This is a genomic window from Variovorax sp. P1_H2 (assembly GCF_056405295.1).
The window spans coordinates 1-24,889 of sequence record NZ_JBFUCJ010000087.1 but is presented as its reverse complement, the minus strand read 5'-3'; the positions used below and the strand labels follow the sequence as shown (position 1 = coordinate 24,889).

31 protein-coding genes are annotated in these 24,889 nt (G+C 67.3%); 20 read left to right on the top strand and 11 right to left on the bottom strand.

The window, feature by feature from the left end; all coding sequences use genetic code 11:
* Positions 1-34: 34 nt before the first annotated feature.
* Both nudK and AC1D2E_RS25015 read right to left on the bottom strand, forming a co-directional pair.
* Entirely contained in the window at positions 35-655 is a 621-nt protein-coding gene (nudK, locus tag AC1D2E_RS25020; protein WP_478199902.1) for a GDP-mannose pyrophosphatase NudK, read from the bottom strand.
* Position 656: 1 nt separating this feature from the next.
* Positions 657-1,055 (bottom strand): DUF4406 domain-containing protein, encoded by a 399-nt coding sequence (locus AC1D2E_RS25015; protein WP_478199901.1) that lies wholly within the window; start codon positions 1,053-1,055, stop codon positions 657-659.
* 86 nt (positions 1,056-1,141) lie between these two features.
* On the opposite strand from AC1D2E_RS25015, the gene AC1D2E_RS25010 reads away from it, so the two are divergent.
* Complete coding sequence (locus AC1D2E_RS25010) at positions 1,142-1,900, top strand: DeoR/GlpR family DNA-binding transcription regulator (protein ID WP_478199900.1); 759 nt, start codon at positions 1,142-1,144, stop codon at positions 1,898-1,900.
* 32 nt (positions 1,901-1,932) lie between these two features.
* On the opposite strand, the gene AC1D2E_RS25005 is transcribed toward AC1D2E_RS25010, so the two are convergent.
* Positions 1,933-2,208, bottom strand: a complete 276-nt coding sequence (locus AC1D2E_RS25005) for a GIY-YIG nuclease family protein (RefSeq protein ID WP_478199899.1) — start codon at positions 2,206-2,208, stop codon at positions 1,933-1,935.
* 28 nt (positions 2,209-2,236) lie between these two features.
* Here AC1D2E_RS25005 and AC1D2E_RS25000 point away from each other — a divergent pair, with 28 nt between their 5' ends.
* The 6 genes from AC1D2E_RS25000 (at position 2,237) to AC1D2E_RS24975 (ending at position 6,940) form a co-directional block, all read left to right on the top strand.
* Entirely contained in the window at positions 2,237-2,506 is a 270-nt protein-coding gene (locus AC1D2E_RS25000; RefSeq protein ID WP_478199898.1) for a helix-turn-helix domain-containing protein, read from the top strand.
* Positions 2,507-2,823: 317 nt separating this feature from the next.
* Positions 2,824-3,828 (top strand): Bug family tripartite tricarboxylate transporter substrate binding protein, encoded by a 1,005-nt coding sequence (locus AC1D2E_RS24995; RefSeq protein WP_478199897.1) that lies wholly within the window; start codon positions 2,824-2,826, stop codon positions 3,826-3,828.
* A gap of 39 nt (positions 3,829-3,867) precedes the next feature.
* Positions 3,868-5,355, top strand: coding sequence for an NAD(P)-binding domain-containing protein (locus tag AC1D2E_RS24990; protein ID WP_478199896.1), 1,488 nt, complete (start codon positions 3,868-3,870; stop codon positions 5,353-5,355).
* Positions 5,356-5,404: 49 nt separating this feature from the next.
* Positions 5,405-5,923 (top strand): CMD domain-containing protein, encoded by a 519-nt coding sequence (locus tag AC1D2E_RS24985; protein ID WP_478199895.1) that lies wholly within the window; start codon positions 5,405-5,407, stop codon positions 5,921-5,923.
* Positions 5,924-5,984: 61 nt separating this feature from the next.
* The gene (locus AC1D2E_RS24980; protein ID WP_478199894.1) at positions 5,985-6,578 is read left to right on the top strand and encodes a peroxidase-related enzyme; all 594 of its coding nucleotides are present in this window, start codon (positions 5,985-5,987) and stop codon (positions 6,576-6,578) included.
* The gene (locus tag AC1D2E_RS24975; protein ID WP_478199893.1) at positions 6,575-6,940 is read left to right on the top strand and encodes a glycine cleavage system protein H; all 366 of its coding nucleotides are present in this window, start codon (positions 6,575-6,577) and stop codon (positions 6,938-6,940) included. The genes AC1D2E_RS24980 and AC1D2E_RS24975 overlap by 4 nt, the downstream gene beginning before the upstream one ends.
* Before the next feature lie 13 nt (positions 6,941-6,953).
* Here AC1D2E_RS24975 and AC1D2E_RS24970 read toward each other — a convergent pair whose 3' ends face one another.
* Entirely contained in the window at positions 6,954-8,033 is a 1,080-nt protein-coding gene (locus AC1D2E_RS24970; RefSeq protein ID WP_478199892.1) for an NAD/NADP octopine/nopaline dehydrogenase family protein, read from the bottom strand.
* The gene (locus tag AC1D2E_RS24965) at positions 8,026-8,994 is read right to left on the bottom strand and encodes a Bug family tripartite tricarboxylate transporter substrate binding protein (RefSeq protein ID WP_478199891.1); all 969 of its coding nucleotides are present in this window, start codon (positions 8,992-8,994) and stop codon (positions 8,026-8,028) included. The genes AC1D2E_RS24970 and AC1D2E_RS24965 overlap by 8 nt, the downstream gene beginning before the upstream one ends.
* Here AC1D2E_RS24965 and AC1D2E_RS24960 point away from each other — a divergent pair.
* Positions 8,993-9,331 (top strand): hypothetical protein, encoded by a 339-nt coding sequence (locus tag AC1D2E_RS24960; RefSeq protein WP_478199890.1) that lies wholly within the window; start codon positions 8,993-8,995, stop codon positions 9,329-9,331. The genes AC1D2E_RS24965 and AC1D2E_RS24960 overlap by 2 nt on opposite strands.
* A gap of 6 nt (positions 9,332-9,337) precedes the next feature.
* Here the strand turns inward: AC1D2E_RS24960 and AC1D2E_RS24955 are convergent, their stop codons facing one another.
* On the bottom strand, positions 9,338-10,231 hold the full coding sequence (locus AC1D2E_RS24955) for an ion transporter (protein ID WP_478199889.1): 894 nt from the start codon (positions 10,229-10,231) through the stop codon (positions 9,338-9,340).
* 199 nt (positions 10,232-10,430) lie between these two features.
* Here AC1D2E_RS24955 and AC1D2E_RS24950 point away from each other — a divergent pair, with 199 nt between their 5' ends.
* The 5 genes from AC1D2E_RS24950 (at position 10,431) to AC1D2E_RS24930 (ending at position 12,212) form a co-directional block, all read left to right on the top strand.
* Positions 10,431-10,586: a hypothetical protein gene (locus AC1D2E_RS24950; protein ID WP_478173568.1), complete on the top strand. Its 156-nt coding sequence runs from the start codon at positions 10,431-10,433 to the stop codon at positions 10,584-10,586.
* Positions 10,587-10,777: 191 nt separating this feature from the next.
* Complete coding sequence (locus tag AC1D2E_RS24945; protein WP_478173569.1) at positions 10,778-11,167, top strand: nuclear transport factor 2 family protein; 390 nt, start codon at positions 10,778-10,780, stop codon at positions 11,165-11,167.
* A gap of 110 nt (positions 11,168-11,277) precedes the next feature.
* The gene (locus tag AC1D2E_RS24940; RefSeq protein WP_478173570.1) at positions 11,278-11,529 is read left to right on the top strand and encodes a hypothetical protein; all 252 of its coding nucleotides are present in this window, start codon (positions 11,278-11,280) and stop codon (positions 11,527-11,529) included.
* Positions 11,530-11,566: 37 nt separating this feature from the next.
* A complete protein-coding gene (locus AC1D2E_RS24935) occupies positions 11,567-11,752 on the top strand; it encodes a DUF3606 domain-containing protein (protein ID WP_478173571.1) in 186 nt (61 codons plus the stop codon).
* A gap of 145 nt (positions 11,753-11,897) precedes the next feature.
* Positions 11,898-12,212: a GYD domain-containing protein gene (locus tag AC1D2E_RS24930; RefSeq protein WP_478199888.1), complete on the top strand. Its 315-nt coding sequence runs from the start codon at positions 11,898-11,900 to the stop codon at positions 12,210-12,212.
* Positions 12,213-12,251: 39 nt separating this feature from the next.
* On the opposite strand, the gene AC1D2E_RS24925 is transcribed toward AC1D2E_RS24930, so the two are convergent.
* Entirely contained in the window at positions 12,252-13,409 is a 1,158-nt protein-coding gene (locus AC1D2E_RS24925) for an MFS transporter (protein ID WP_478199909.1), read from the bottom strand.
* A gap of 231 nt (positions 13,410-13,640) precedes the next feature.
* Between AC1D2E_RS24925 and AC1D2E_RS24920 the strand changes: the two genes are divergently transcribed.
* From AC1D2E_RS24920 to AC1D2E_RS24900, 5 genes are all read left to right on the top strand, one after another.
* Positions 13,641-13,826: a hypothetical protein gene (locus tag AC1D2E_RS24920; protein ID WP_478199887.1), complete on the top strand. Its 186-nt coding sequence runs from the start codon at positions 13,641-13,643 to the stop codon at positions 13,824-13,826.
* 103 nt (positions 13,827-13,929) lie between these two features.
* Positions 13,930-14,421, top strand: coding sequence for a hypothetical protein (locus AC1D2E_RS24915; RefSeq protein ID WP_478199886.1), 492 nt, complete (start codon positions 13,930-13,932; stop codon positions 14,419-14,421).
* Between the two features lie 254 nt (positions 14,422-14,675).
* Entirely contained in the window at positions 14,676-15,674 is a 999-nt protein-coding gene (locus AC1D2E_RS24910; protein ID WP_478199885.1) for a tripartite tricarboxylate transporter substrate binding protein, read from the top strand.
* Positions 15,675-15,689: 15 nt separating this feature from the next.
* Entirely contained in the window at positions 15,690-16,502 is an 813-nt protein-coding gene (locus AC1D2E_RS24905) for an enoyl-CoA hydratase/isomerase family protein (protein WP_478199884.1), read from the top strand.
* 7 nt (positions 16,503-16,509) lie between these two features.
* Complete coding sequence (locus AC1D2E_RS24900) at positions 16,510-18,600, top strand: acetate--CoA ligase family protein (protein WP_478199883.1); 2,091 nt, start codon at positions 16,510-16,512, stop codon at positions 18,598-18,600.
* 238 nt (positions 18,601-18,838) lie between these two features.
* Here the strand turns inward: AC1D2E_RS24900 and leuB are convergent, their stop codons facing one another.
* Genes leuB through AC1D2E_RS24880 form a run of 4 tightly spaced genes read right to left on the bottom strand, consistent with a single transcriptional unit; the run spans position 18,839 to position 23,011 of the window.
* The gene (gene leuB, locus AC1D2E_RS24895; RefSeq protein WP_478199882.1) at positions 18,839-19,924 is read right to left on the bottom strand and encodes a 3-isopropylmalate dehydrogenase; all 1,086 of its coding nucleotides are present in this window, start codon (positions 19,922-19,924) and stop codon (positions 18,839-18,841) included.
* 34 nt (positions 19,925-19,958) lie between these two features.
* Positions 19,959-20,552, bottom strand: coding sequence for a 3-isopropylmalate dehydratase small subunit (leuD, locus tag AC1D2E_RS24890; protein ID WP_478199881.1), 594 nt, complete (start codon positions 20,550-20,552; stop codon positions 19,959-19,961).
* A 26-nt stretch (positions 20,553-20,578) separates the two neighbouring features.
* On the bottom strand, positions 20,579-22,003 hold the full coding sequence (gene leuC / locus AC1D2E_RS24885; RefSeq protein WP_478199880.1) for a 3-isopropylmalate dehydratase large subunit: 1,425 nt from the start codon (positions 22,001-22,003) through the stop codon (positions 20,579-20,581).
* A 27-nt stretch (positions 22,004-22,030) separates the two neighbouring features.
* Positions 22,031-23,011 (bottom strand): Bug family tripartite tricarboxylate transporter substrate binding protein, encoded by a 981-nt coding sequence (locus AC1D2E_RS24880; RefSeq protein ID WP_478199879.1) that lies wholly within the window; start codon positions 23,009-23,011, stop codon positions 22,031-22,033.
* Between the two features lie 101 nt (positions 23,012-23,112).
* Here AC1D2E_RS24880 and gcvA point away from each other — a divergent pair, with 101 nt between their 5' ends.
* Both gcvA and AC1D2E_RS24870 read left to right on the top strand, forming a co-directional pair.
* Complete coding sequence (gene gcvA / locus AC1D2E_RS24875; RefSeq protein WP_478199878.1) at positions 23,113-24,009, top strand: transcriptional regulator GcvA; 897 nt, start codon at positions 23,113-23,115, stop codon at positions 24,007-24,009.
* A gap of 295 nt (positions 24,010-24,304) precedes the next feature.
* A complete protein-coding gene (locus tag AC1D2E_RS24870) occupies positions 24,305-24,685 on the top strand; it encodes a helicase SNF2 (RefSeq protein ID WP_478199908.1) in 381 nt (126 codons plus the stop codon).
* Positions 24,686-24,889 lie beyond the last annotated feature (204 nt).

Here is a 24,889-nt window from a genome sequence, read left to right as displayed (position 1 = left end):
CCGCGATGCTGGCGTCCGGCGCAATCGCCTGCCGCTAGAGTCGTCGCAATCCAACCATCGTGGCGTGCTGCAGAAGCATGATGGTCTTGCCATCCTGAATCTGTCCGGTGCAGATCATTTCCATGGCCTGCGCAAGCGGCAATTCCAACACTTCGATGTCCTCGCCCTCGGCCATTTCTCCTCCCCCTTGCCCTACGCGATCGTTGTCGTCGTACTCCGCCACGAAGAAGTGCAGCTTCTCCGTGACGGACCCAGGACTCATGTAGGCCTCGAAGATCTTGCGCGGCTCGCGCACGGCATAGCCCGTCTCCTCCTGCGCTTCTCGGCGGATGGCGGCGAGCGGATCGTCGTCGTCAAGCAGGCCGGCGCAGGCTTCCACCAGCAAGCCGTCTTCACACCCATTCACAAAGGTGGGAAAGCGGAATTGGCGGGTCAGCACCACGGTACCGCGTTCCTGGTTGAACAGCAGCAGCGCTGCGCCGTTGCCGCGGTCGTAGCTCTCGCGGTGCATGAGCTGCCAGCGCCCGTCGTTGCGTCGGTACTCGAAGCTCGTTTTCTTGAGCACGAACCAATCGTCGGCCAAAGTCTTCTGGTCGACGACGCGCACACGGCTGTTGGCGGGCAGTGGCCGTTCGCGATGATGTGGGCGCGGCATGTCAGGCAGCCTGGGAACGATCTGGCAACTCGCGCACGTCGTGGCACACGAGCATTCCCAGTTCACGTGCCCTGGCCACGTCCATGTCGGCCCCCTTCGATTCGCCCGGAATGCGCAGCACCGCATCGCAACGCTCGATGAGCCGGTGCGCGACCGGGTACTGGTACTGCTGAAACACCTCGTCGCCATGCACCTTGCCGCCTGCAGCATGAATGATGGGCAACGCCATCCACTCGCCCACCAGCGGCAAATGGCCTCGCTGGAAAATGGGCAGCGCCTGACTTTCAAGTCGCGCGCGGTTGACGGCAATGCGTTCGGGATCGCCACCCGTACCGGACATGTAGGGCCCGGCGATGAGAACCAGCAGGGGGCGGCTTCTCGACTCGGAATATTGGATCATTGTGCTCTTTCATGCGATATCGTGCAGTTTCGTGCAATCATACGATGCCCTGCTACAAAGCCGCAAGTCACTTGCGGCCTTCAATCATGCTCACTGCCCAGCGCAAACAACTCATCCTCAAACGCCTTGCTGCGCAAGGGCAAATCGTGGCCAAGGACCTGGCCCAGGAACTGGAGACGTCCGAAGACACCATCCGCCGGGACCTGCGCGAGTTGGCGATGCAAGGCAAGCTTCAACGCGTGCACGGAGGCGCCTTGCCGGCCTCGGTGGCCGTCGGCGACCTGCGCGTGCGCGAGCAGGTGTCATCCATCGAAAAGCAGGCCCTTGGCCGCCACGGGGCGAAACTGATCAAGTCCGGCCAGGTGGTGTTCCTCGACGGGGGGACCACCGCCATTCAAGTGGCGCGTCACTTGCCGGCGGACCTGCGCGGCACCGTCATCACTCACAGTCCCAATGTGGCGGTAGAGCTGGCGGCTCATCGGCACATCGACATCATCGTGCTGGGTGGGCGACTCTTTCGGCACTCGATGGTGAACATGGGCGCCACGGTCATCGAGGCCGCATCGCGGTTTCGCGCCGACTTGTTCTTCATGGGCGTGACCGGCATTCACCCCGAGGCGGGGCTGAGCACGGGCGATGCTGAAGAGGCCGACGTCAAGCGTGCGCTGCATGAGCGTTCGGCGGAGACGGTCGTGCTGGCTTCTAGCGAGAAGCTGCTGAGTGCGTCGCCCTACGTGATCGCTCCGATCCGCGCGGCGTCCTTGATCGTGGTGCCATCTCACACACCACCCAAGACCATGACGGCCCTGCGCGGCGCTGGCGTCAAGGTGCACCAGGCTAGCTGATTCGGCACAGGCCGGGCTGAACAAAGCCCCGACTACGCTTCGCTCTCGAAGAAGCCAAGCTTCCCAGCGCGCGGCAGCGCCTTGAGCCTGAATTCCGCCCGCAATGCATCACCCTTGCAAGCGTATTCGCGGGCTGCGAGCACCCGCACTGGAGGCCGCGCGCGTGTGAATTTGGCGCCCAGTCCGAAGACATGCTGGAAGAAGCGCTGCTCCACGTCGAGCGCGATCCCCGCGTAGTACAGGCCGCCCTCGCATTCCAGGAGGTAGAGCCAATAGGGCTTGGGTGGCGGGTCAGGGATGCGAGGCACGCGCCGATTGTGCAGCGACAATCCGCGGATGGCTCAAGGCAAGCGCATCTCGGCAGACATCGGTGGCGACGCCCTCCAGGCGATCAAGGACATGGGCGCGGCGGCCAGGCTGGCCCGCACCAGTGCCGGCGACGGCCAGGCCGCAGCTGCCGCCCGACTGGGTGTCCACGTCCAGACGATCGCCCGGATCGAATCAGGTGAACCAGGCGTCGCGATCGGGCACGTGCTGGGCCTGCTTGCGCTCTACGGCATCGCCACGAAGTTGCAGCCGCCAAATGGCGACCGGTCCGCAACCTGAGTTGTTTCCACTGCTGCCTGCCAGCCGAGAGTTTGCTTCGCCTTCGCGCCCCGGCCTGCGCGTGCCTGGCCTCCAGCGTCTTCGCCCGGTGGCGTAGTCCCCCAGCCGCTCGAGATCCGGCAGCCGCGAGTATCCAATTCCACAAAAGCATCTTGAAGAGCAATTTTTTTCTCTCCATCGGATTTTTGGTGCAAATTTGAGAAAAACATGCGCAGCGGTGACGCTTAGACTGAACGCACTTCCACAGCGACTGCACGTCATGGCGGTATGGTTGATGCGCGTGACCCACGCATTCCGTCCACTTTGCGAGAACCTGAATGAACGTCTTACGCCGCAAGAATCCATTTGTTGCCTTGCTCCTGCTATTMACGGCGTCGCTGACCGCGTTCTGCGCGCCGGCATCGGCCGAGGAGTGGCCGACCCGGCCGGTCACGATGGTCATGGGCTTTCCGGCCGGGTCCGGGGTGGACGTGGTGGCGCGCGCCATCCAGGAGCCGCTCGGCAAGCAGCTGGGGCAGCCGGTCGTCATCGACTACAAGTCCGGCGCGGCGGGCAACCTCGCCAGTGAACATGTCGTGCATGCCAAGCCGGACGGCTACACCCTCGTGTTCGGCACGGCCGCCACGCACGGCAGCAATGCGGCGATCTACAAGAAGCTCGCGTTCGACGTGGAAGACGACTTCGTGCCGGTGTCCCCGGTGCTGGACGTCTCGAACGTGCTGATGGTGAATACGGATGTCGTCCCGTCGAAGACGCTCAAGGAATTCGTCGCGCTGATCAAGGCCAACCCGGGCAAGTACGACTACGCATCGACCGGCAACGGCGCCGGCACGCACATGGCGTTCGCCGAATTCAATTCGCGGCTGGGCCTCAACATGGTTCATGTGCCCTACAAGGGCGGGCCCGAAGCCATCCTGTCGGTGGTGCGCGGCGAGACCTGCTGCATCATGAACCAGGTGCAAACGGCACTGCCGCAACTGGCTTCGGGCAAGGTGCGCTTGCTCGGCGTGACCACGGTCAAGCCGGTGCCGGCCATCAAGGACGTGCCGACCATCGCATCGAGCGGACTGCCGGGCACGCAGGGCTTCGACAGCGCCATCTGGTTCGCCGTGTTTGCGCCGAGGGGAACCGACCCGGCCATCGTCGACAAGCTCAATAAGGCGATCCGGACCGTGATGGAGCAGCCCGAGTTGCGCGCCAGATTCGAAAGCCAGGGCAACACCGTGCGCATCGAATCGCCGGCCCAGTTCAAGCAGACCGTGCATGCCAACCGGCTGAAGTGGGCAGAGGTCGCCAGGACCGCCAACATCAGCCTGGACTGAATCCGCCATCCAAAAATGAAAACAGATACTTCTTCCTCCTTGTCTCGTTCTCCGCTGGATTCTTCGCCCGGCGGTCTGGCCGCGCTCGAGCGGCGTCTTGCCAAAGACCTCGAATGGCTGGGCTGGCCGGCACGCGACTGGATGCCGCCCCGCGTGCATGACGGCCAGGCGGTGCTCGACGTGGCGATCATCGGCGGCGGACAGTCAGGCCTTGCCGCCGCCGTGGGCTTCGCGCAGCTGGGCATCCGTGCCGTGGTGTTCGACCGTGCGGGCGCCGGCTTCGAAGGCCCCTGGGCGACCACAGCGCGCATGGAGACGCTGCGCTCGCCCAAGGAGCTCACCGGACCGGCGATGGGGCTGCCGGCGCTCACGTTCCGCGCATGGTTCGAAGCGCAGTTCGGGCCGGACGCATGGACGGCCATGGACAAGATCCCCCGCCTGCAATGGATGGACTATCTGCGCTGGTACCGGCGCGTGATGGCGGTGGATGTGCGCAACGACACGCAAGTGGTGGCCATCCACCCGCGCGCCGACGCGATGGTGGGCCTCGACCTGCAGACGCGCGCCGGCGCCAGCAAGGTGCTGGCGCGCCGCGTCGTGCTGGCCACGGGCCGCGACGGCCTGGGCGGCCCGACGGTTCCCGCCTTCGTGCGCGGGCTGCCGCGCGCCCGCTGGGCCCACTCTTCCGACGAGATGGACTACGACAGCCTCGCCGGCCTGCGCGTCGGCGTGATCGGTGCCGGCTCGTCGTCGATGGACAGTGCGGCCACGGCACTGGAGGCCGGTGCGCGCAGCGTCGATCTGCTGATCCGGCGCGACGACCTGCCGCGCGTCAACAAGGGCAAGGGCGCCGGCGTGCCGGGCCTCACGCAGGGCCACTACGACCTGCCCGACGAACTCAAGTGGCGCCTGCGCCACTACATCAACGTCGCGAACGTGCCACCGCCGCGCGGCAGCACCCAGCGCGTCTCGCGCCACCCCAACGTGCGCTTCAACTTCGGCTGCCCGATCCGTGGCGTCGAGATGACCGGAGATGCACTGGCCATCTCGACGCCCAGGGGTGAGTTCGAGGTCGACTTCCTGATCGTCGCCACCGGTTTCCGGATCGACTGGTTCGGCCGGCCCGAGTTCGCGGCCATCGCGCCGCACATCCGGGCCTGGAAGGACCGCTTCGAGCCCGCGCCCGGAAACGAAGACGAAGAGCTGGCCGACTCGCCCGATCTGGGGCCGGCCTTCGAACTGCAGGAGAAATCCGCGGGCGCCTGCCCGGGCCTCGACCGCATCCATTGCTTCTGCTACCCGGCCGCGTTGTCGCATGGCACCGTGTCGGGCGACATCCCCAACATCAGCGACGGTGCCAGGCGCCTTGCCGGCGGCCTCGCCAGCCTGTTCTACCGCGAAGACTTCGCGCAGCACTTCGCCAACCTCGAGGCCTACGACGAGCCCGAGCTGCTCGGCGACGAATGGGTGCCGGCGCCACCGCCCGGCGCACCCGCCCGCGAGCCGCTGCAGACCGTGACCGGCTGAGCGCCGCGCGCCGTTTCCTTTCCCAGACCACAGCCCATCCACCCACGACATGACATCCACTGAATCGACGGTCGACGTGATCGACCAGGCCGTTCCATTGGCCACGGATCACCCCCTTTACGCACTGCGGCGACAGCGACCGAAGATCGTCGCGTCCACCCAGGGCAGCTACGAGAGCATGTTTTCACCGGCGGTGAAGGGCATCTCCGTCACCGAACGGCTGCTGGTGGCCTTGCATGCGTGCCGGCTGTCGAAGGCCGACACCTTGGCCGCGCACTACCGCGGCCGCCTGCTGGCCGAAGGTGCGGACGCCGGCCTGGTCGCTGCTGTCGCCAGCGGCGATGCGGCGGTGCCGGCCGATGCGCGCCTGCAGACGATCCTGGGGTTCACGGCCAAGCTGATCGACCGCCCGATCGAGGGCGACCGCGCAGCGATCGATGCGCTCCTGGGCGTGGGCCTCAGCACGCCCGCCATCGTCGCGCTGGGCCAGCTGATCGCGTTCCTGTCGTACCAGATTCGCGTGGCCGTCGGGCTGCAGGCGATGGCGCAAGCGGAGGCTGTGGAATGAGCGCCGCGCCGGGCCGCCCCAAGCAAGCTCGCACCGCAGTGCGAAGCACGGAGGTTAGAAAATGAGCGCGCCGATCCGCATCAACGGCTTCACCAACGAGGTGCTGGGCTGGAAGGCCTGGCTGGAAACGGTCGACCTGGCGAGCGCGAGCCCCGAGCAGATTGCCGCGCTCGAGGAAATGAGCCCGCAGGCCAAGCAGTCCGCCTACTTCCTGCTGCTGGCGCACCAGCCCGAAATGCTGCTGCAGCGCTCGATTGCCTTCAACGCCATCATGTTCGCGCCCGGCGGCATGCCGCGCRCCGAACGCGAGCTCGGTGCCACGGTGGAATCGCGCCTCAACGGCTGCGTCTACTGCGCGTCGGTGCATGCCCAGCGCTTCGAGCAGCTGGCCAAGCGCAGCGACGTGATCACGCAGTTGTTCAACGATCCTCTTTCGGCGGGCACCACGCCGCGCGAGCAGGCCATCGTCAAGTTCTCCGCCGAGCTCGCGCTGAAGCCCGATGCACTCTCGGCCGCGCACGTCCGCGCGCTGCAGCAGGCCGGGCTGACCGACATGGAAGTCCTCGACCTGATCCATGCCGTGGCACTTTTCGCCTGGGCCAACCGGCTCATGCTCAACATGGGCGAGCCCATTTTTCCAGAGGTGAGCGCATGATCCGCTACACCCCCGAGCACCTCTGGGTGCGGCAGGAAACGGGCGACGCAACGGCGACCGTCGGCATCACGCGCCACGCGCAGGAAACGCTGGGCGACATCGTGCTGGTCGAACTGCCGGCGCTGGGCCGCCACACGCAGGGCGCCGCGGTCGGCGTGGTGGAGTCGACCAAGACGGCCGCCGACCTGCACATGCCCACGACCGGCGAGATCGTCGAATGCAACGCCGTGCTGGTCGACCAGCCCGACCTGCTCAACACCGACCCGATGGGCGCGGGCTGGGTGTTCAAGCTCGACGCGATCGAGCCCGGCCGGTTCGATGCGCTGATGGACGAAGCCGCCTACGGGGCTTTCGCCGCCTGACCGGCGCGCCGGCTCAGCGCAGGCGGGCCTGAAGGCCCGCGACCGTTTCGCTCGCGAGGCCGAGCGGTTCGAGCAGGTCGTTGTCCTGCACGTGGTCGTGGCCGGCCACCAGCGAAGCGCTGTCGACCATCGTGCGGGTCGCCGGCATCGGCACGCCCGCCAGACGGCCCAGCGCCTGCAGGAACACCAGTCCGTACGGCACGTCTTCCGTCAGGAAGCGCGTGTCCAGGCGGGTCGGCCCGGGCGGGCCGCCGCGCTGGGCGTGCAGCTCGTCCGCGATGTCCTGCAGCCGCGTGGCGGTGGTGCCGAACGAGCGCGCGAAATGCGCCTCGACGCTGCCGACCTCGATGCCGAAAGCATGGGCCAGTGCGCGCCGCTCGGCGTCCAGCGCCTCGATCACCCGCGCCACGCCGGGCGTGAGGCAGTGGTACTGCGGCCAGGACTCGGCGCGTTCGATGCGGGTCCAGTTGAACAACGCCAGCGGCACGTGGGTGCCCGGGTTGACGTTGGAGAGCGCGCTGTCCAGCGCGTTCGCCTGGCCCGAGAAGCCGTCGCCGAACAGCGCAGTGCACAACGCCACCGCCGCGCCCGTCTGCGCCTGCGGCAGCGCCGATACGCCCACCGCGCTGCGCCGCATCATGATCCGCACATGGCCGGCCGATGCGCGGCGCGCGGTCAGCACCGTGGTGTTGAAGCTGGCCACCGTCACCCGCTTGCCGGCACGCAGGGTGCATTCATGCAGGTAGAGGGCCGACAGCGAGGCCATCGAGCTGACGATCACCACCTGGCCGTCGCGCAGCCATGGCAGCAGCGCATCCATCACGCGGCGATGGCCATTGGCCGGTACGGCGACCAGCAGCACGTCGCTGTCCCGGCAGAGTCGGGCCGGGTCGTCCGCCACCGGCACGGCCAACGCGCCCTGCAGCAGCCCTTCGGTGTGCAACGGGTTCGCGCGCAGGGTCTCGGTGCCGGCACCGCCGGGCGACCACAGCATGGCGCCGTGCCCGGCCCGGATCAGCCAGGCCGCGCTGGCGAGCGCGATCGCGCCGGCGCCCGCGATGCCCACACGGTAGCGCTGCGCCTGTTCAATCAAGCTTGATGCCGCCGAGCTTGACGACGTCGGCCCAGCGCTGGCTGTCCTCGGCGATGACCTTGTCGAGTTCCGCGCTGCCGCCGCAGGTGCTGACGGCGCCCAGCTGCGCAAAGTGCTGTTGGGTCTCGGGCAACTGGCACACCTCGAGCAGTGCGGCAGACAGCTTTTTCACCTGATCGGCCGGCATGCGGGCAGGCGCCATCACGCCCACCCAGATCGGTACCTCCATCCCGCGGAGCTTGCCGGCTTCGCCCACGGTCGGCGGATTGCCGAGCGTGGGCAGCTGCGCTTTCGAGAACGTGCCGAGCACGCGGGCCTTGCCGCTCTGAACCATCGGGTCGATCGACGCGGCGCTGGTGACGATCATCGAAACCTGCCCACCCATCAGATCGGTCAGCGCAGGGGAGGCGCCGCGGTAGGGGACGTGGAGCAGCGTGACGCCGGCGGCCTGGCCCAGCAATGCGCCGGTGAGATGCGACACCGTGCCGTTGCCCGTCGAGGCGTAGCTCACTTGCCCGGGGCGTGCCTTCGCGTCGCGCAGCACGTCGGCCAGCGTCTTGTAGGCACTGTCGGAGCGCACCGCCACGGTCATGGGCGTGTCTGCGATCAACGCCACCGGGACCAGGTCGCGCCGGGGGTCGTAGGGCAGCTTGGACTGCAGTTGCGGCGCCACCGTGATGGCGCCACCGGTGGCCATCAGCACCGTGGCGCCGTCGGTCGCCTTGGCCACGGCATCGGCCGCCACGATGCCGCCCGCGCCCGCCTTGTTGTCGACGATGACCGTGGTGCCCAGTTTGCCGTTGAGCTTGGCGCCGAGGTAGCGGGCGATGACGTCCTGCGCGCCACCCGGCGCGAACGGCACGACGATGCGCAAGGGCTTGTTGTCGGTTTGCGCCATGAGCGGCGACAGGGTCAGGCAGGCCACCAGGCCCAGGAACAGTTGATTCAAACGCAGCTTCATGATCAATCCAGGCAAGACGAAGGGAACCGAAAACGCGAGTTTAGAGATGGYGCTGCATTCGATCGAGCGTTCTGGCAAGGATCGTGGACGGGTGCGCCCGGCGCGGACGAGATGGGTTTCGGATTCGAAGGAGCTCAACGTTTCGAYTTTCGTGAATGGCTCTTTGGCCGGCACCCAGTCTAGGCCGGGCCAGTGGGATTTGTTTTGCGGATCGCCGCCCCCATTCGGGCACATCGAGCAAACGCATTCCTTATGGAACGCCGAGACACGAATAAAAATGCTCCCCATGGAAGAAGTCGACAAAGTGCGCAAGGCCGATGCGGCGCGTCCTGCCTGAACGGTTCTACCGGCCTTCGGCCGCATCCGCCGCATCGTGATGCCAGCGCGGCAGCTTCGCGCCGCAGTCGCTGCAGAAGCGCGCGCTGGGCGCATGGCCTTCGCTCAGGCATTCGTGGCAGGTGCGCGTGGTCGGCCTGCGCATGCGGCTCGTGGTGAACTCCGCGCTCACGATGCCGGTCGGTACGGCCAGCGTGCCCCAACCCAGCAGCATCATGGCCGACGCGATCACGCGGCCGAGGTCGGTATGCGGCGTGATGTCGCCGAAGCCCACCGTGGTCATGGTCGTGATCGCCCAGTAGATGCCCACCGGGATGCTCGTGTAGCCGTGCGATGGCCCCTCGACCACATACATCAGCGTGCCCATGATCACGACCACCAGCATGACGAAACTCATGAAGACCAGGATCTTGCGGCGCGATGCGGCGAGCGCCTGCCCCAGGGCGCCGAACTCTTCCACGTAGGCGGTGAGCTTCAGGATCCGGAACATGCGCAGCAGCCGCAGCACCCGGACGTCGATCAGCGCATGCAGGCCCGGCACGACGATGGCGAGATAGGTCGGCAGCAGCGCCAGCAGGTCGATGATCCCCAGGACGCTTCTCGCATAGCGAATCGGCCGCCGCACGCAGGCCAGGCGGCAGAGGTACTCGATCGTGAAGGCGATCGTGAAGAGCCATTCGAGGACGTTGAAGAGCGTCGCGAAGCGGCCATGCACGGAGGCCATGCTGTCGAGAACCACCACCGCCACGCTGGCCAGGATGACCGCGATCAACGCCAGGTCGAACGCCCGGCCGGCGCGGGTGTCGGCCTCGAAGATCACGATGTACATCTTGAGCCGCCATCCGGAATCGGGGCGGCCGTAGCGGCGGGAGTCCGGCTCGGCCGGGGTGGATGGCGTCATGGGGGGCGATCGTATGCGATRCAATTCCTCCGCCTCCGCGCCCCCCGCACCTCATCGACGCGCTGCATCGCTCCATTCGACAAGTCTTGCGCACATCGATCAAGACCGCGGCGGCGGCTGGCACATCGGCTTCCCGTCTATATTTCCTGCAGCCGGCGGCTCACAATGGGAGTTGGCTCGAAGCCCAAGGAACCATTCCATGACCACTCCCAAAGTCCCCTCCGAGGACGATCCCGCGCAGCTTCCCGTGGAGCCGGAGTTTCCGACCGATGGCGACCCGGCCAACCCCCATTCGGACGAGGGCAGCCCCTCTGCGGACGAGAACGCGGCCGGCTTCGTGAAGGACAAGCTCTGAAGCCTGGGTGCCGCGTGCGCGCGCTGCGCCGGGGTCGCGGGGATCGCGCCCGGCGCCTGCCTTGAGGGCCTGACACCGCGGGCCGCCGCCTGGGCCCATGGAGTCCGCTGCCCGCGGCTTGTTTTTCAGGCCAACCCAAGGCAGAGTCGCTGCGTCAGGCAGATGCCTCGTTCATTTTCAGGAGCAACTCCATGTCGTCCACCCCCATTGCGATCTGGCACCAGCTCGTCAAGGAGCGCAATGTGCGAGGTCTCGACATGCTTCTGGCGGAAGAGGCGGTCTTCCATTCCCCGGTGGTACACACACCTCAAGTCGGAAAAGCCATCACGAAGACCTACCTCGCTGCCGCGTTCCAGGTCTTCTTCAATCCGACTTTTCGCTATGTCCGGGAACTGACGAGCGATCGAGACGCGGTTCTCGAGTTCGAGCTCGAGCTGGACGGCATCCGCGTCAATGGAGTCGACATGATCAAGTGGAACGAGGAAGGCAAGATCACCGAGTTCAAGGTGATGCTTCGTCCGCTGAAGGCGGTCAACCTGATCCACCAGAAGATGGCGGCCATGCTGCAAGCGAACCAGTAGCCGGCTTGCCGATGGCCCCTTTCCCGCGGTGAAACTTGATCCAGGTCAAACGTGGATTGAAGCCCGCTCTTACGATCGATCCATTCTGGCTCCGGTGGCAAGGGGGTTGAATGAATGCTCCAGATCGCGGTCAATTGCAGCCCTTCGCGTACCGAGGCTGGACCTTCAGTTGCGCCGCCCGGCCCGATGGGCGCGGCATGTTCCTGCCGGAGGTCATGTGCATCGGCACGGCTTCCGGGCGGCAGACGGAATTGCCGCGCGATACCGAGGCCTACGCGACCGAGGCAGAAGCACTGCGCCAAGCCGAGCAGCAGGCGATCAGGTGGGTCCAGGAACACGAGGACACGCGTGGGCAAGAGTGAGGGGAAGCGGGGGGAGCGTTGATTCGGAGGTGAGCGCATGCCTGACGACCTTGACAATTTCAAACCACTGGATCCCGGTCGGATCCTCGACGACGACCCCGTGGAGTTGCAGTACTGGTGCAAGGAATTTCGATGCACCGAGGCGAAGCTGCGGGACGCCATCTTCAAGGTCGGCAATCACGTGGCCGCGGTGCGCGAACATCTGGCGTCGCACGCCGGTTGATCTGCATCAAGGGCCCAGGCCTGACCGGGGGCTAGCGTGAGGCGTCCCGCAGGGACACGCCGCGAGGCGGTGCTTTTTCGGGCAATTCCGCCTGCATGCGGCCCGCCTCAATCTCAACGAGATGGAGACACACATGCCTATCTTTATGACCAGTTTCAGCTACAACACGGAAGGCTGGCAGAAACTCGCCAAGCACCCTGAAGACCGCAGCGTTCCGGTCAAGGCGCTGTTGGAAAAGCTGGGTGGGAAACTGCTCAGCATGTACTACATGGCGGGCGACTATGACGGCTTCATCATCTACGAGGCGCCGGACGCCAAGGTGGCCGCCACGGCCATCATCGCCGTCGAGCTCGCCGGCCATATTCGCCTGCTCAAGACCTCGCAGCTTTACACCGTCGCCGAGACCGTGGAAATGATGGGCAAGGCAGGTCAGCTGGCCTATCCCGCACCCAAGGGCTGAGTCTGGCGACCGCGCCGGGATGGGCTGGGCTGGGAGCAGTCAATCCCGGTCGATGGTTGTTTCTCTGCCCCCGACGGGTCGGGGCTTTGCGCCCCGCAAGGCCAGTCCGACCAGCGCCACCAGGCTGAAGCCGGCGCCGGCGTAGAACGTGACGGACGCCCCGAGTCGATCCCACAGCAGTCCGGCCAGGACGCTGGCGATCAGCATGGCCACACCGCCGACCAGGTTGAAGAATCCGTAGGCGGTGCCGCGCAGGTCGGCGGGCGCGGTGTCTGCGACCATCGCGGCCAGCAGGCCTTGCGTGAGGCCCATGTGGATGCCCCACAAGGCGACCCCGATCAGGACGCCGCCCCAGTGACTGCCCCAGGCAAGGACCAGATCGGCGGCGACCAGGACGGCGAGTCCGAGGGCCAGCAGCCTGGTGTGGCTCGTGCGGTCCGAGAGCTTTCCGAACGGATAGGCCGACAGCGCATAGACCAGGTTCATGGCCACCATCACGAGTGGCACCAGGGCTGTCGGAATGCCGCCTTGCTGCGCGCGCAGCACCAGGAAGGCCTCGCTGAACCTGGCCAACGCGAACACTGCGCCGATGCCGACCACCCACCAGTAGGCGCGGCCAAGCCGCTCCAGGTTCTGGCGACGGATCGGATGGGTCCGGGGCCCGGCCCGATGCCGGTCCGGCTCTCGCAGGCCGAAGATCAGCAGGGCGACGGCCAGCACGCCCGGGATGGCTGCAACCCAGAAGACCGCCCGGAAATCGTCGGCCCACAGCAGCATCAGGCCCACGGCCAGCAAGGGGCCCAGGAAGGCGCCGACGGTATCGAGCGACTGGCGCAGGCCGAAGGCGGCGCCGCGCAGCTGCGGCGGCGCCAGGTCGGCCACCAGGGCATCCCGAGGCGCGCCGCGGATTCCCTTGCCGACACGATCCAGGAGCCGCGCTGTCAGCACGATACCGATCGAAGGGGCCAGGGCGAACAAGGGTTTGGTGAGCGCGCCCAGCGCGTAGCCGAGCACGGCCAGGCCCTTGCGCCTGCCCAGATAGTCGCTCAGGGTCCCGGAGAAGATCCTGACGATCAGCGCCGTGGCCTCCGCCAGGCCCTCGATGAGGCCGATCGCCAACGCACTCGCGCCCAGGGTGGTCAGCATGAACATCGGCAGCAGGCTGTGGATCATTTCCGAGGAGACGTCCATCAACATGCTGACGAAGCCGAGCAACCAGATGCCCGGCGGTAGTTGACGAAGCCTGGCGCTGCCTGATTGGGTGCTCACGTGATTCCTTTCCCTCGCCACAGGATGGGGGCGCTTCCGTCCGAGTCACCCAGATGGCCGTGACCATGCCATTGTTTCTGGCGGGCGAACACTGCAGTTCCTTTCGCGTCGTTTTTTCCCGGGCGATCGGGCTCAAACTATCGCCTCAGAGAGGCATCAATGAACACGACATGGAACTTCATCTTGGCCGGCGCCGTCGCCCTGGCGTCCTCGGCGGGCATCGTCAGCGGTGAGGCTGCAAAGGGTGAATTGCGCCTGGTCGAAGCGGCCACGACAGTCGGCGCCAGCTCCGAGGCGTTCGCATTGCTGACCGGGGGCACGGCCTCGGTCGCCTCCGCTCAGTAGAAGCGGTCCGTTCGCTCCACAATGCATGCCGGCAGGCGGCTGGCACGGGGATGCCCATCCCGCGTCACTCATGGCTGCCACCCGCAAAGATGGAGGAGTGAACATGGCCGACGCATGGCTGCCAAAAGAAGAGTACATCGCACTGCGCAAGGAAGTGCAGGGCGCGACGGCGGAGCTCGCGCGCCTCGAACTGGCCAGCGTCCTGGCCGTGGCGGCCCTCTTCGCCTGGCTGGTCAGGGGCGCGGGGGATTTCGTCGGCTACCAGGGGCTCGTGTGGGCGGTCCCGATCCTTGTCCCGGCCTATGGCGGCTTGAAGGCCTGGGCCGTCCACGCTCGAATGGCCCGTCTCCGAAGCTACTTGACCAGGCTGGAGGGCTCCGCATCGCCTGGGGAGGAGCGGTGGCTGGGCTATCTGGCGCGGACGCGTTCCAGGGCCCGCAGCGCGGTGGCGCTCGCAGCCTGGGTTTTCCTGCTGGTGTTCACGCTGGCGGGCAGTGCACTCGGTTTCATGGATTTTCGCGAGCAATGCCCTGGACCGCTGCGCAACGCGTGTATTCAGGACGTCGATTCGGAGGAGTCCACCCAGGGGGCCTAGCCGGAGAGCGGATTCAGGCGACGGCGACTCCAGATCCGGCGGATTTCCTGGTGGGGCGCCCCTGAAAGGGCTCGGAAGGCATGGGGTTGCGGTGGCGGTACGGGCGATGCGAGCCTGGCAGCCAATTCCACTGGATGGAAATAGGGGGCTGCCCTTCAGCGCTTGTTTCCCTAAGCTCGGCTTGTCGTTGAGAAGAGCAGCACCGCCGCTTCGACCCGCCTCTCGCCTTCCTTCTGCAACCCGGAGACAAATCCATGCAATTCATCCACACCCTGGTGCGCGCCAGGTTGGCCGTCCACTTCTTGCTGGCTTGTGCGACCGGCGGCATCTTCGCAACCCCCGCCATCGCCGCGTTTCCGGACAAGCCGATCAAGATCGTCGTGCCCTTCGCCCCGGGCGGCGGCACCGACCTGGTGGCCAGGACCATGGGCATCGCCATGAGCCAGGAACTCGGTCAACCGGTCATCATCGACAACAAGCCCGGCGCCGGCACGATCATCGGAACGGACGCGGTGGCCAAGAGCCCGCCGGATGGCTACACGCTCGTGATGGCCACCGTCGCACACGTGGTCAACCCGAGCATTCAAGGCAAGCTGCCCTACAAGCACGAGAAGGCGTTCGCGCCGGTCATGCTGGTCGGGGTTTCGCCGAACGTGCTCGTGGTGCGTGCCGACAGCCCCCTCGGGTCGGTCAAGGACGTGATCGATGCGGCGAAGGCCAGTCCGGGCAAGTTGTCATTCGCCTCGCAAGGGGCCGGCACGTCGGCGCACCTGGCCGGCGAACTCTTCAAGAACCTCACGAAGACGGACATCGCCCACATCCCCTACAAGGGTGCCGGGCCGGCGATCACGGACGTGCTGGGCGGCCAGGTCGACATGATGTTCGCGACGGCGGCCGCGGTCGGCACGTTCATCGACAGCGGCAAGCTGCGCGCACTGGCTGTCACCACCGCCACGCGATCGCCCAGCCCCGCGCTGGCCAAGGTGCCCACGATCGCCGAAGCCGGCGTGCCGGGCTACGTCGCCGACAGCTGGTACGGCCTGTACGTGCCCGCAGGCACGCCGCCCGACGTCATTGCGCGCCTGAACGCCGCGGCCAGGAAGGCCGTTCGGACGGAGTCCTTCCGCAAGCGCGTGGAAGGCGAGGGTCTTGTCATCGACGGCGGCTCGCCGCAGGACCTCGACAGATATGCCAAGGGCGAGGAGGCGCGCTGGCGCAAGGTCGTCAAGGAAAACCACATCACCACCGATTGAACGGAGAGCATCGAGATGACAACCGGACTGATTGAACTGAGCGTGCGCGACGGTGTCGCCACGCTGCTGCTGAACCGACCCGACAAGCGCAACGCGATGAGCGACGCCATGCGCACCGAGTTCATTGCCGCCCTCGAACGCGTCACGGCCGACAAGGCGATCCGGGCGCTGGTCCTCACCGGCAGCGGCAAGGGCTTCTGCGCCGGCGGCGATGTCGCCGGCATGGAGCGGCGCATGAGCGCACCGGCCGGCGAGATTGCCTTCAACGGCTGGCACCGCCAGCAGCGCGTGCACTATGCGCAGTCCTTGCTGCACACCCTGCCGAAGCCGACCATCGCCGCCGTCAACGGCGCCGCGTCGGGTCTGGGTGCCGACACCGCGCTGGCCTGTGACTTCATCATCGCGAGCGACGCGGCGAGCTTCAGCTGGTCCTACATCCACCGCGGCATCGTGCCGGACGGCGGCGGCATGTATTTCCTGCCGCGCCGTGTCGGGCTCGCCAAGGCCAAGGAGCTGATCTTCACGGGGCGCAAGGTGGAGGCCGACGAGGCGCTGCGGCTGGGCATCGTCGACCGCAAGGCGCCCGCCGAGAGCCTGGTGGCCGACGCCCGGGCGTGGGCCACCGAGTTGAGCAAAGGGTCGGCCACCGCCTTGGCGCTGGGCAAGACCATCCTCAACCAGAGCTTCGAGCTGCCGCCCGAGCAGGTGTTCGCGCAGGGCAGCCAGGCACAAGGCATCTGCTACACGAGCAGCGAGCATCGCGAGTCGGTGATGGCCTTCCTGGCGAAGAGCGCAGACCCGAGCGCGTCGCGCGCGGGCCGGGAGTAACCACGCCATGGACGCCATCTCACGCCTCCTCAAGCCCCGCAGCGTGGCGGTCATCGGCGCCTCGGCCGATGCGAGCAAGACCGCCGGCCGCCCGGTCGCCTACCTCCGCAAGCATGGGTTCAGCGGAGACATCTATCCGGTCAATCCGCGCGCCGACAGCATCGACGGCCTGCGCTGCTACCCCGGCATCGCCTCGCTTCCATCGGTGCCGGACGTGGGCATCGTCCTGCTCGGCGCCGAGCGCGCCCACCTGGCCGTGCAGGAGCTCGCTGCGCGAGGCACCGCCGCGGCCATCGTGCTGGCCAGCGGCTATACCGAGACCGGCGAGGAGGGTGCGCGTCGCCAGGCGCAGCTCGTCGAGGCTGCAGGGCGGATGCGCATTCTCGGCCCCAACACCATCGGTCTGGTCAATCTGACGGATCGCATCGTGCTTTCGGCGAGCGGTGCGCTCGAGATGGACCACTTCCCGGTCGGCTCGATCGGCGTGGTGTCGCAAAGCGGCGGCATCCTCGGCGCGCTGCTCTCGCGCGCGGCGGCGCGCGGCATCGGGCTGTCGAAACTGATCTCGACCAGCAACGAGGTCGATCTCGAACTGGCCGATTTCATCGACCATCTGGTCGATGACGAGGCGACCAAGGTCATTGCCCTCTATGTCGAAAGCGTGCGCAATCCCGAGAAGTTCCGTGCCGCCGCGCTGAAGGCCGCACGCGCCGGAAAGCCCGTGGTGGCGTTCAAGATCGGGCGCTCCGAAGCGGGCGCCAAGGCGGCCGTTTCGCACACCGGCGCATTGGCCGGGGCCGACCGCATGTACGACGCGTTGTTCAAGCAGGTGGGCGTGATCCGCGCCCAGACCTTCGGCGACCTGCTCGACATCCCTGCGGCACTCTCGACCGGCCGGGTGCTGCGCGGCAAGCGTGTCGCCATCCTCACGTCGACCGGCGGTGCCGGCACGCTGGTGTCCGACAGCCTGGGCGTGTCCGGTTTCGACACGCCCCCGCCCGACGCCGAGACCGGCGCGCGCCTGCGGGCCTTGCAGACCGGCGACCACGCGGCCCTTGACCGCAATCCGATCGACGTGACCTTGGCCGGACTCAAGCCCGACCTGCTGCGCGGCGCCATCCGCGCACTGCTCGACAGCCCGAGCTATGACGCGCTGGCGATCATCGTCGGTTCGTCGGGTCTTGCAATGCCCGAACTGATGGCCGGCGCCATCCAGGATTGCCTGGCCGGCAGCGACAAGCCCGTCATCGCCTATGTCAGTCCGCATGCACCGGAGGTCGCGGCGTTGCTGACGCAGCGCGGTGTGCCGGCCTTCTCGGCGGCCGAGAGCTGCACCGTGGCATTGGCCGGAATGCTGGAAGCCACCCGGTGGCGGGCGCATGAGGCCTCGGCGCTGGGCGCCCCGGTGTCGATCTCCGACCTGCCGGCCGGATCGCTCGACGAGGCCGAGGCGAAGAAACTGTTCGCGCGCTTCGGTATCCCCTGCGCGGGGGAAACGGTCGTCGGTACGCCGGGGGAGGCCGAAGACGCCGCGCAGGCGCTGGGCGGCCGCGTGGTGCTCAAGGTGCTGTCGGGCCGGATCACGCACAAGAGCGACGTCGGCGGTGTAGCCGTCGACCTCGGGCCCGATCGGGTGGGGGCGCGCCTGACGGCCATGCAGGCCGAAGTGGAAGCCAGGACCGGCATCGTGCCCGAGCGCTTCCTGGTTCAGGAGATGGTCTCCGGCGGCACGGAACTCATCCTGGGCATGCACCGCGATGCACTGGGCACCGCCATCCTGCTGGGCATGGGCGGTGTCACGGCCGAACTGTTCAAGGACACCACCCTGCGGCTGCTCCCGACGGCGGGGGGGCTGAGCCGCGAGGAGGCCGTCGAGATGGTGCACGCCCTCAAGACCTGGCCGCTGCTCGACGGCTTCCGCGGCCGCCCGAAGGCCGACGTCGAGGCCCTGGTCTCGGCGATCGTGGCTTTTTCCCGGATGACGGCGCAACTGGGCGAACGCCTGGTCGAGGCGGAGATCAATCCGGTCTTCGTGCTGCCGGCGGGCCGGGGCGTGCGGGCCGCCGATGGCGTCGTCGTGCTCTCGAGCCCGGCCTGAAGCAGGTCAGTTCGACTCGTCGACCTCTTTCGATGTCCGGACGCCGTGGAAAACCAGGGCGCCGGCTGCGGCAAGAACCATCWAGAGAATCAGCATGAAAGCACTTCGTTCGTCATGGGAGGGTCGATTCTGGGGTAAACCCTAGGATCCTGTTGGGTCCCCGGAACATAACCACGCTGGCTGCAGGCGAGGAACGGTGCGACTTGACTTCAGGCCCGGACCCGGCCGATCGCCTTGTTCAGGCCTCGACCTGCTTCCCGTCCAGCGCAGCCACCACCGCATCGCCCATCTCCTCGGTCCCCACCCGCGTGCAGCCCGACTGGAAGATGTCTCCGGTCCGCAGACCATCGGCGAGCACCCGGCGCACGGCATGTTCAACGCGCTCGGCGCTGGCCGCCTGATCGAAGGAATAGCGAAGCATCATCGCCAGCGAGAGGATGGACGCCAGCGGGTTGGCCAGGTTCTTGCCGGCGATGTCCGGTGCGGTGCCGTGGACCGGCTCATAGAGCCCGAAGCTGCCTGCCGCCAGCGATGCCGAAGGCAGCATGCCGATGGAGCCCGTGAGCATGGCGGCGGCATCGGACAGGATGTCGCCGAAGATGTTGCCGGTGACGATCACGTCGAACTGCTTCGGTGCGCGCATCAGCTGCATGGCGGCCGCGTCGACGAAGAGGTGCGTGAGTTCGACGTCCGGGTAGTCCCGGCCCACGCGCGTGACGACCTCGCGCCAGAGCTGCATGACCTCGAGCACGTTGGCCTTGTCGACCGAGCACAGCCTGCGCTGGCGCGAGCGCGCCGTGCGGAAGGCGACGTGCGCGATGCGCTCGATTTCCGACTCCGCATAGCGCATGGTGTTGAAGGCCTCGCGCTCGCCGCTCGCGTTGATGCCGGTGCCGCGCGGCTCGCYGAAGTACACGTCGCCGGTGAGTTCGCGCAGGATCATCAGGTCCAGCCCTTCGACCACCTCCGGCTTGAGGGTGGAGGCGCCGAGCAGCTCGGGGAACAGGAAGGCCGGCCGGAAGTTGGCGAACAGCCCGAGTTCCTTGCGCAGGCGCAGCAAGCTGGCACCCGGACGCATCATGAACGGAATGGCCTCGTCGCCCGGCATGCCGGCCGAGCCGAACAGGATGGCGTCGGCCTTGCGTGCGATCTCGCTCGTGGCGGCGGGAAGCGGATCGCCGGCGGCGTCGATGCCGGCCTGGCCGATCGCCGCCTCCACGAGTTCCAGCGGCTGGGCGTGGCCCACCACGGCCTTGAGCACCTTGACCGCCTGCGCCGTCACCTCGCGGCCAATCCCGTCACCGGGCAATACTGCAATCTTCATTTGGGGAACCTTTCTGGAATGGGTGGGAGGCAGGTCAGCGCGGCGCGTGGCGGCCTTCGTAGTCCGCGATGCGCGCGTGCTGGGTCAGCGTGTAGTCGATCTCGTCCAGGCCCTCCAGCAGGCAATGGCGGGCGAAGGGATCGATGGCGAACGCTTCGGTGCGGCCTTGCGGCCCGGTGACGGTCTGGGCTTCCAGGTCCACACGCAGCCGGGTGCCCGGCGCGGCCAGCAGCGCCGCCAGCATGCGCTCGACCACCGGCTCGGCCAGACGCACCGGCAGCAGGCCGTTCTTCAGCGCGTTGGAATGGAAGATGTCGCCGAAGCTCGGCGCGACCACCACGCGGAAGCCGCCGTCGTGGAGCGCCCATACCGCGTGTTCGCGGGAAGAGCCGCAACCGAAGTTGCGGCCTGCGACAAGGATCCGGGCCTCGGCGTACACGGCGGCATTGAGCACGAATTCGGGCCGGCGGCCGCCGCGTGCATCGTGGCGCACGTCGTGGAACAGGTAGTTGCCGAAGTTGTCCGAGCGGGGCTTCTGCAGGTAGAGCGCGGGCACGATCTGGTCGGTGTCGATGTTCGCGCGGGGCAGCGGCGCTGCGATGGCTTCGAGTTGTCTGAAGGCTTGCATGGGTTGCGGATCCGTTGGCTGCTTCTTCAGCGCGTGGACGGCAGCTCGCGCACGTCCGCGAGTCGCCCGGTGACGGCTGCGGCCGCGGCCATCGCCGGGCTCATCAGGTGCGTGCGCGAACCCGGGCCCTGGCGGCCCACGAAGTTCCGGTTCGAGGTGGAGGCGCAGCGCTGGCCGGTGCCGACCTGGTCGCCGTTGGTGCCCAGGCACATCGAGCAGCCGGCATGCCGCCATTGAAAGCCGGCCGCGCGGAAGACGGCGTCCAGCCCTTCGGCCTCGGCCTGGCGCTTGACGAGGCCCGAACCGGGCACCACCCAGGCTTCCACGCCGTCGGCCACGCGCCGCCCGCGCGCCACCGCGGCGGCGCTGCGCAGATCCTCGATGCGGCCATTGGTGCAGGAGCCGATGAAGACCCGGTCCACCGACAGCGCCGTCAGCGACTGACCGGGTGTGAGCCCCATGTAGGCCAGAGTGCGCCGCATGGCATCGCGCCGTTCGTCGTTCGAGGCATCCGCCGGGTCGGGCACGCGGCCGGTGATGGGCAGCGCGTCCTCGGGGCTGTTGCCCCAGGTGACCATGGGCGCGATGTCGCCGGCATGCAACCGCACCTCCTTGTCGAACACGGCGCCGTCATCGCTGGACAGGCAGCGCCAGCGCGACAGGGCGGCGTCCCATTCCGGCCCCTTGGGCGCGTGGGGCCGACCCGCCAGCCAATCGAAGGTCGTGTCGTCGGGCGCCACGAGACCGGCGCGGGCCCCGGCCTCGATCGACATGTTGCAGACCGTCATCCGCCCTTCCATCGAGAGGGCGCGGATGGCTTCGCCGGCGTACTCGATCACATGGCCGGTGCCGCCCGCGGCGCCCACCTTCGCGATCACGCCGAGGATGATGTCCTTGGCCGACACGCCCTCGGCCAGCCGCCCGTCGATCATGACGCGCAAGGTGTGCGGCTTGCGTTGCCAGAGGGTTTGCGTGGCCAGGACGTGCGCCACCTCGGAGGCACCGATGCCGAAGGCCAATGCCCCCAGCGCGCCATGCGTGGCGGTGTGGCTGTCGCCGCAGACGATCACCGCGCCCGGCAGGCTCAAACCCTGCTCGGGCCCGACGACATGGACGATGCCCTGGCGCTCGTCGTCGAGGCCGAAGAATCGAATGCCTGCCGCGGCGCTGTCGTCCTGCAGCGCTTGCGCCATGGCGCGCTTCTCCGCGTCGGCGATGTCGGCCAGCACGCGGCTGCCGGTGGGCACGTAGTGGTCGGGGGTGGCGAAGGCGAGATCCGCCCGCCGCACGTTCAGGCCGCGTTGGCGCAGCATCTCGAAGGCCGGGGCGGAGCCGTCCTGCACGAGGTGGCGATCGACGTACAGCAGGCTCTGGCCGTCGTCGCGCTGCATGACGACGTGCGGTTCCCAGATCTTGTCGAACAGCGTGCGCGGAGCGGGGGCGGGTGGCATGGAAGTGAGGGTCCGATGCATCAAGGTTCAGTCGAGCTTGGCGCCGGAGATGCGGACGATCTCGGCATAGCGCTTGGTTTCGCTGGCCATGAAGCGGCCGAAGTCCTCGGGCGTGCCGCCGCCGATCTCGGCACCGAACGCGAGCATGCGCTTTTGCAGCTCGGGCGACTTGAGCACCGCGTTGGCTTCGGCGTTGAGCTTGTCGATGATGGCGCGCGGCGTGCCGGCCGGCGCCGACAGGCCATACCACGACGAGGCATACACGCCGGGCAGTCCCACTTCATCGAAGGTGGGCACATCGGGCAGGGCGGGGTTGCGCGTCTTGGAAGCGACCGCCAGCGCGCGCATCTTGCCGCCGGCGATGAAGGGCAGGCAGGTGGTGGTGTCCAGCATCAGCGAGACGTGGCCCGCTGCCACGTCGGCCTCGGCCGGCGCGGTGCCTTTGTAGGGCACGTGGACGATGTCGATCTTGGCCGCGGATGCGAACTGCACCGCCGCCAGGTGCTGGGAGGAGCCGACCCCGCCCGACGCGTAGTTGAGCGCGCCCGGGTTGGCTCGCGCGGCGTCGATCACGTCCTTGACGGCCTTGAACGGCGATTTGGCGGGCACCACGAGGATGTTGGGGACGGCCGAGACGTAGATGATCGGCTCGAAATCCTTGACCGGATCGAAGCCCAGCTTGCCGTAGAGACTGATGTTGACTGCATTGGGACTGATCGAGGACATCAGCAGGTTGTAGCCATCGGGCTTCTGGCGTGCCGCCAGCTCGGTGCCGATATTGCCGCCGGCGCCGCCCCGGTTGTCGATCACGAAGGGTTGGCCGAGACGGTGACCCAGCAGATCCGACACGATCCGCGCCGTGGTGTCCACGCCGCCACCCGCTGGCCACGGAACCATCAGCTTGATGGGTTGGTTCGGATAGGACGCTGCCACGTCCTGTGCCGGCGCTGCGGCGTGCCATCCGAGCAGGCTGGAGCTCAGCAGCCAGACATGCAGTTTTTTCATCATAGGGTGTCTCCTTTGTAGGTATCTGGGTGCCATCCTATGTGGGGAGTACGGTCGAATCAATCACAATAAAGGCATGCAAGGCATGAGTAAAATGCATCCCCATGACGCGTCGCCTGCCTCCTCTCAATGCCTTGCGCGCTTTCGAGGCGGCAGCGCGCTGCGGCAATTTCACGCGTGCTGCGCAGGAACTCTTCGTCACGCAGGGGGCCGTCAGCCGTCACATCGCCACGCTGGAGGGCTGGCTGAAGGTGCAGCTGTTCGACCGCGGACGGCACGGCATCCGGCTCACGTCCGCGGGCCAGACCTACTTCGCCAGCACGCGGGTGGCGCTGGACCAGATCGAGCACGGCACACGCCAACTGCAGCAGAGCACGGACGAGTGGCTGCTGCGAATCAAGGTGCCGCCCACCTTCGCGATCCGCTGGCTGATCCCGCGGCTGGCGCGCTTCCATGCGCTGCATCCGCGGATCGACGTGCAGATCACCACTTCGCACAAGCCGGCCGACTTCGATCGTGACGACGTCGACGTCAGCATCCATTCCGAGCCCCATCCGCCGAGCGGGGCCGGCTTCCGGCTGCTGTTCCGCGAGACCCTGCTGCCGGTCTGCGCTCCGGGTCTGCTGCAGCGCGACCCGCCGCTGCGGGAGCCCGCCGACCTGGCGCACCATGCGCTGCTGTGTTCTCTGAACCGGCCCCAGGACTGGCCGACCTGGCTGGCGGCCGCGGGCACGGTGGGCATCGACGGCAATCGCGGCCTGAAGTTCGAGAACGCGGCCATGGCCTACCAGGCGGCGGCCGAGCAACTGGGCGTGATGGTGGCGCTGCTCGCCTTCGTGCGGGACGACCTGGCGAGCGGCCGGCTGGTGGCGCCTTTCGATCTGCGCGTGCCCACCGAGGGCGGGTACTTCATCGCCTGGCGAGCGGACCGGCCGGTGCCCCAGCGGGTGCTCGATTTCGAGGCGTGGATCGCGGCCGAGGCCGACGCGGCAGAAGACTAGGGCCTGCAAAGTCCTGCATCTGCTGGGCGCCCTGCAGCGCGGCGTCCTGCGCAAGATGGCCGTCGAGCCATTCGTCCAGTTCGTGCGCACGGCGCTCGCGATTGTTTCCACCATTGAAACGCCGCGGTGCAAGGAGATACGGGTTTGTACCTAGTGTTCGGCGCACACTTCATCCCACAGACCAGCCGACAAGCTGATCTGGGTGGACAGGGCCCCGAGCGAGGTGGCCGCCAGCCCGGCGGCGACCCACCCAAGACCGGTTCGACGTCATCCCAATCATTTGAAGGAAATCACCATGAACACCGCATCCAAGCTCCTCTCCGGTTTCGCCCTCGCGATCATTGCCGCCGCCGGCGTTCACGCCGAAACCTATGAAGGCGTTCATGCGCCGGTGTCGGCCAACAGCCGCGCCGACGTGAAGACACAGGCCGTCGCTGCCGCGCGCAGCGAGAACCCGTATGCCGAAGGCGCTTCGGCTGGCGCCGCGCAGGTCGTGGCCAGCGTGGCCGACCGCTCGAGCGTTCGTTTGCAAGCCGTCGCTGCCGCCCACCGCGCAGATCCGTACGCGGAAGGTGCTTCGTCGACGGTCGCTCCGATCCTGGCCAGCACGGTGGACCGCGCGAGCGTTCGTGCCGAGGCGCGTGCCGCCGCACGCGGCAACGGGCTCGCACTCTAAGCTGACCCCCTGAAAGGCCGGGCCCTGCGAGAGCAAGGCCCGGCCTTTCGTCGTCGGCTGCAGTCAGTCGATCCAGGGACCTCCAAGCATGGCTTGTATGTACGCTGCGACCTTGACCAGGTCGGCGTCGGACATCGGGATGGGGGGGGCATCGACAAGGTGCTCGGCGACCATGTGCAGCTTTGCCGATGCATTGGGCTGCTC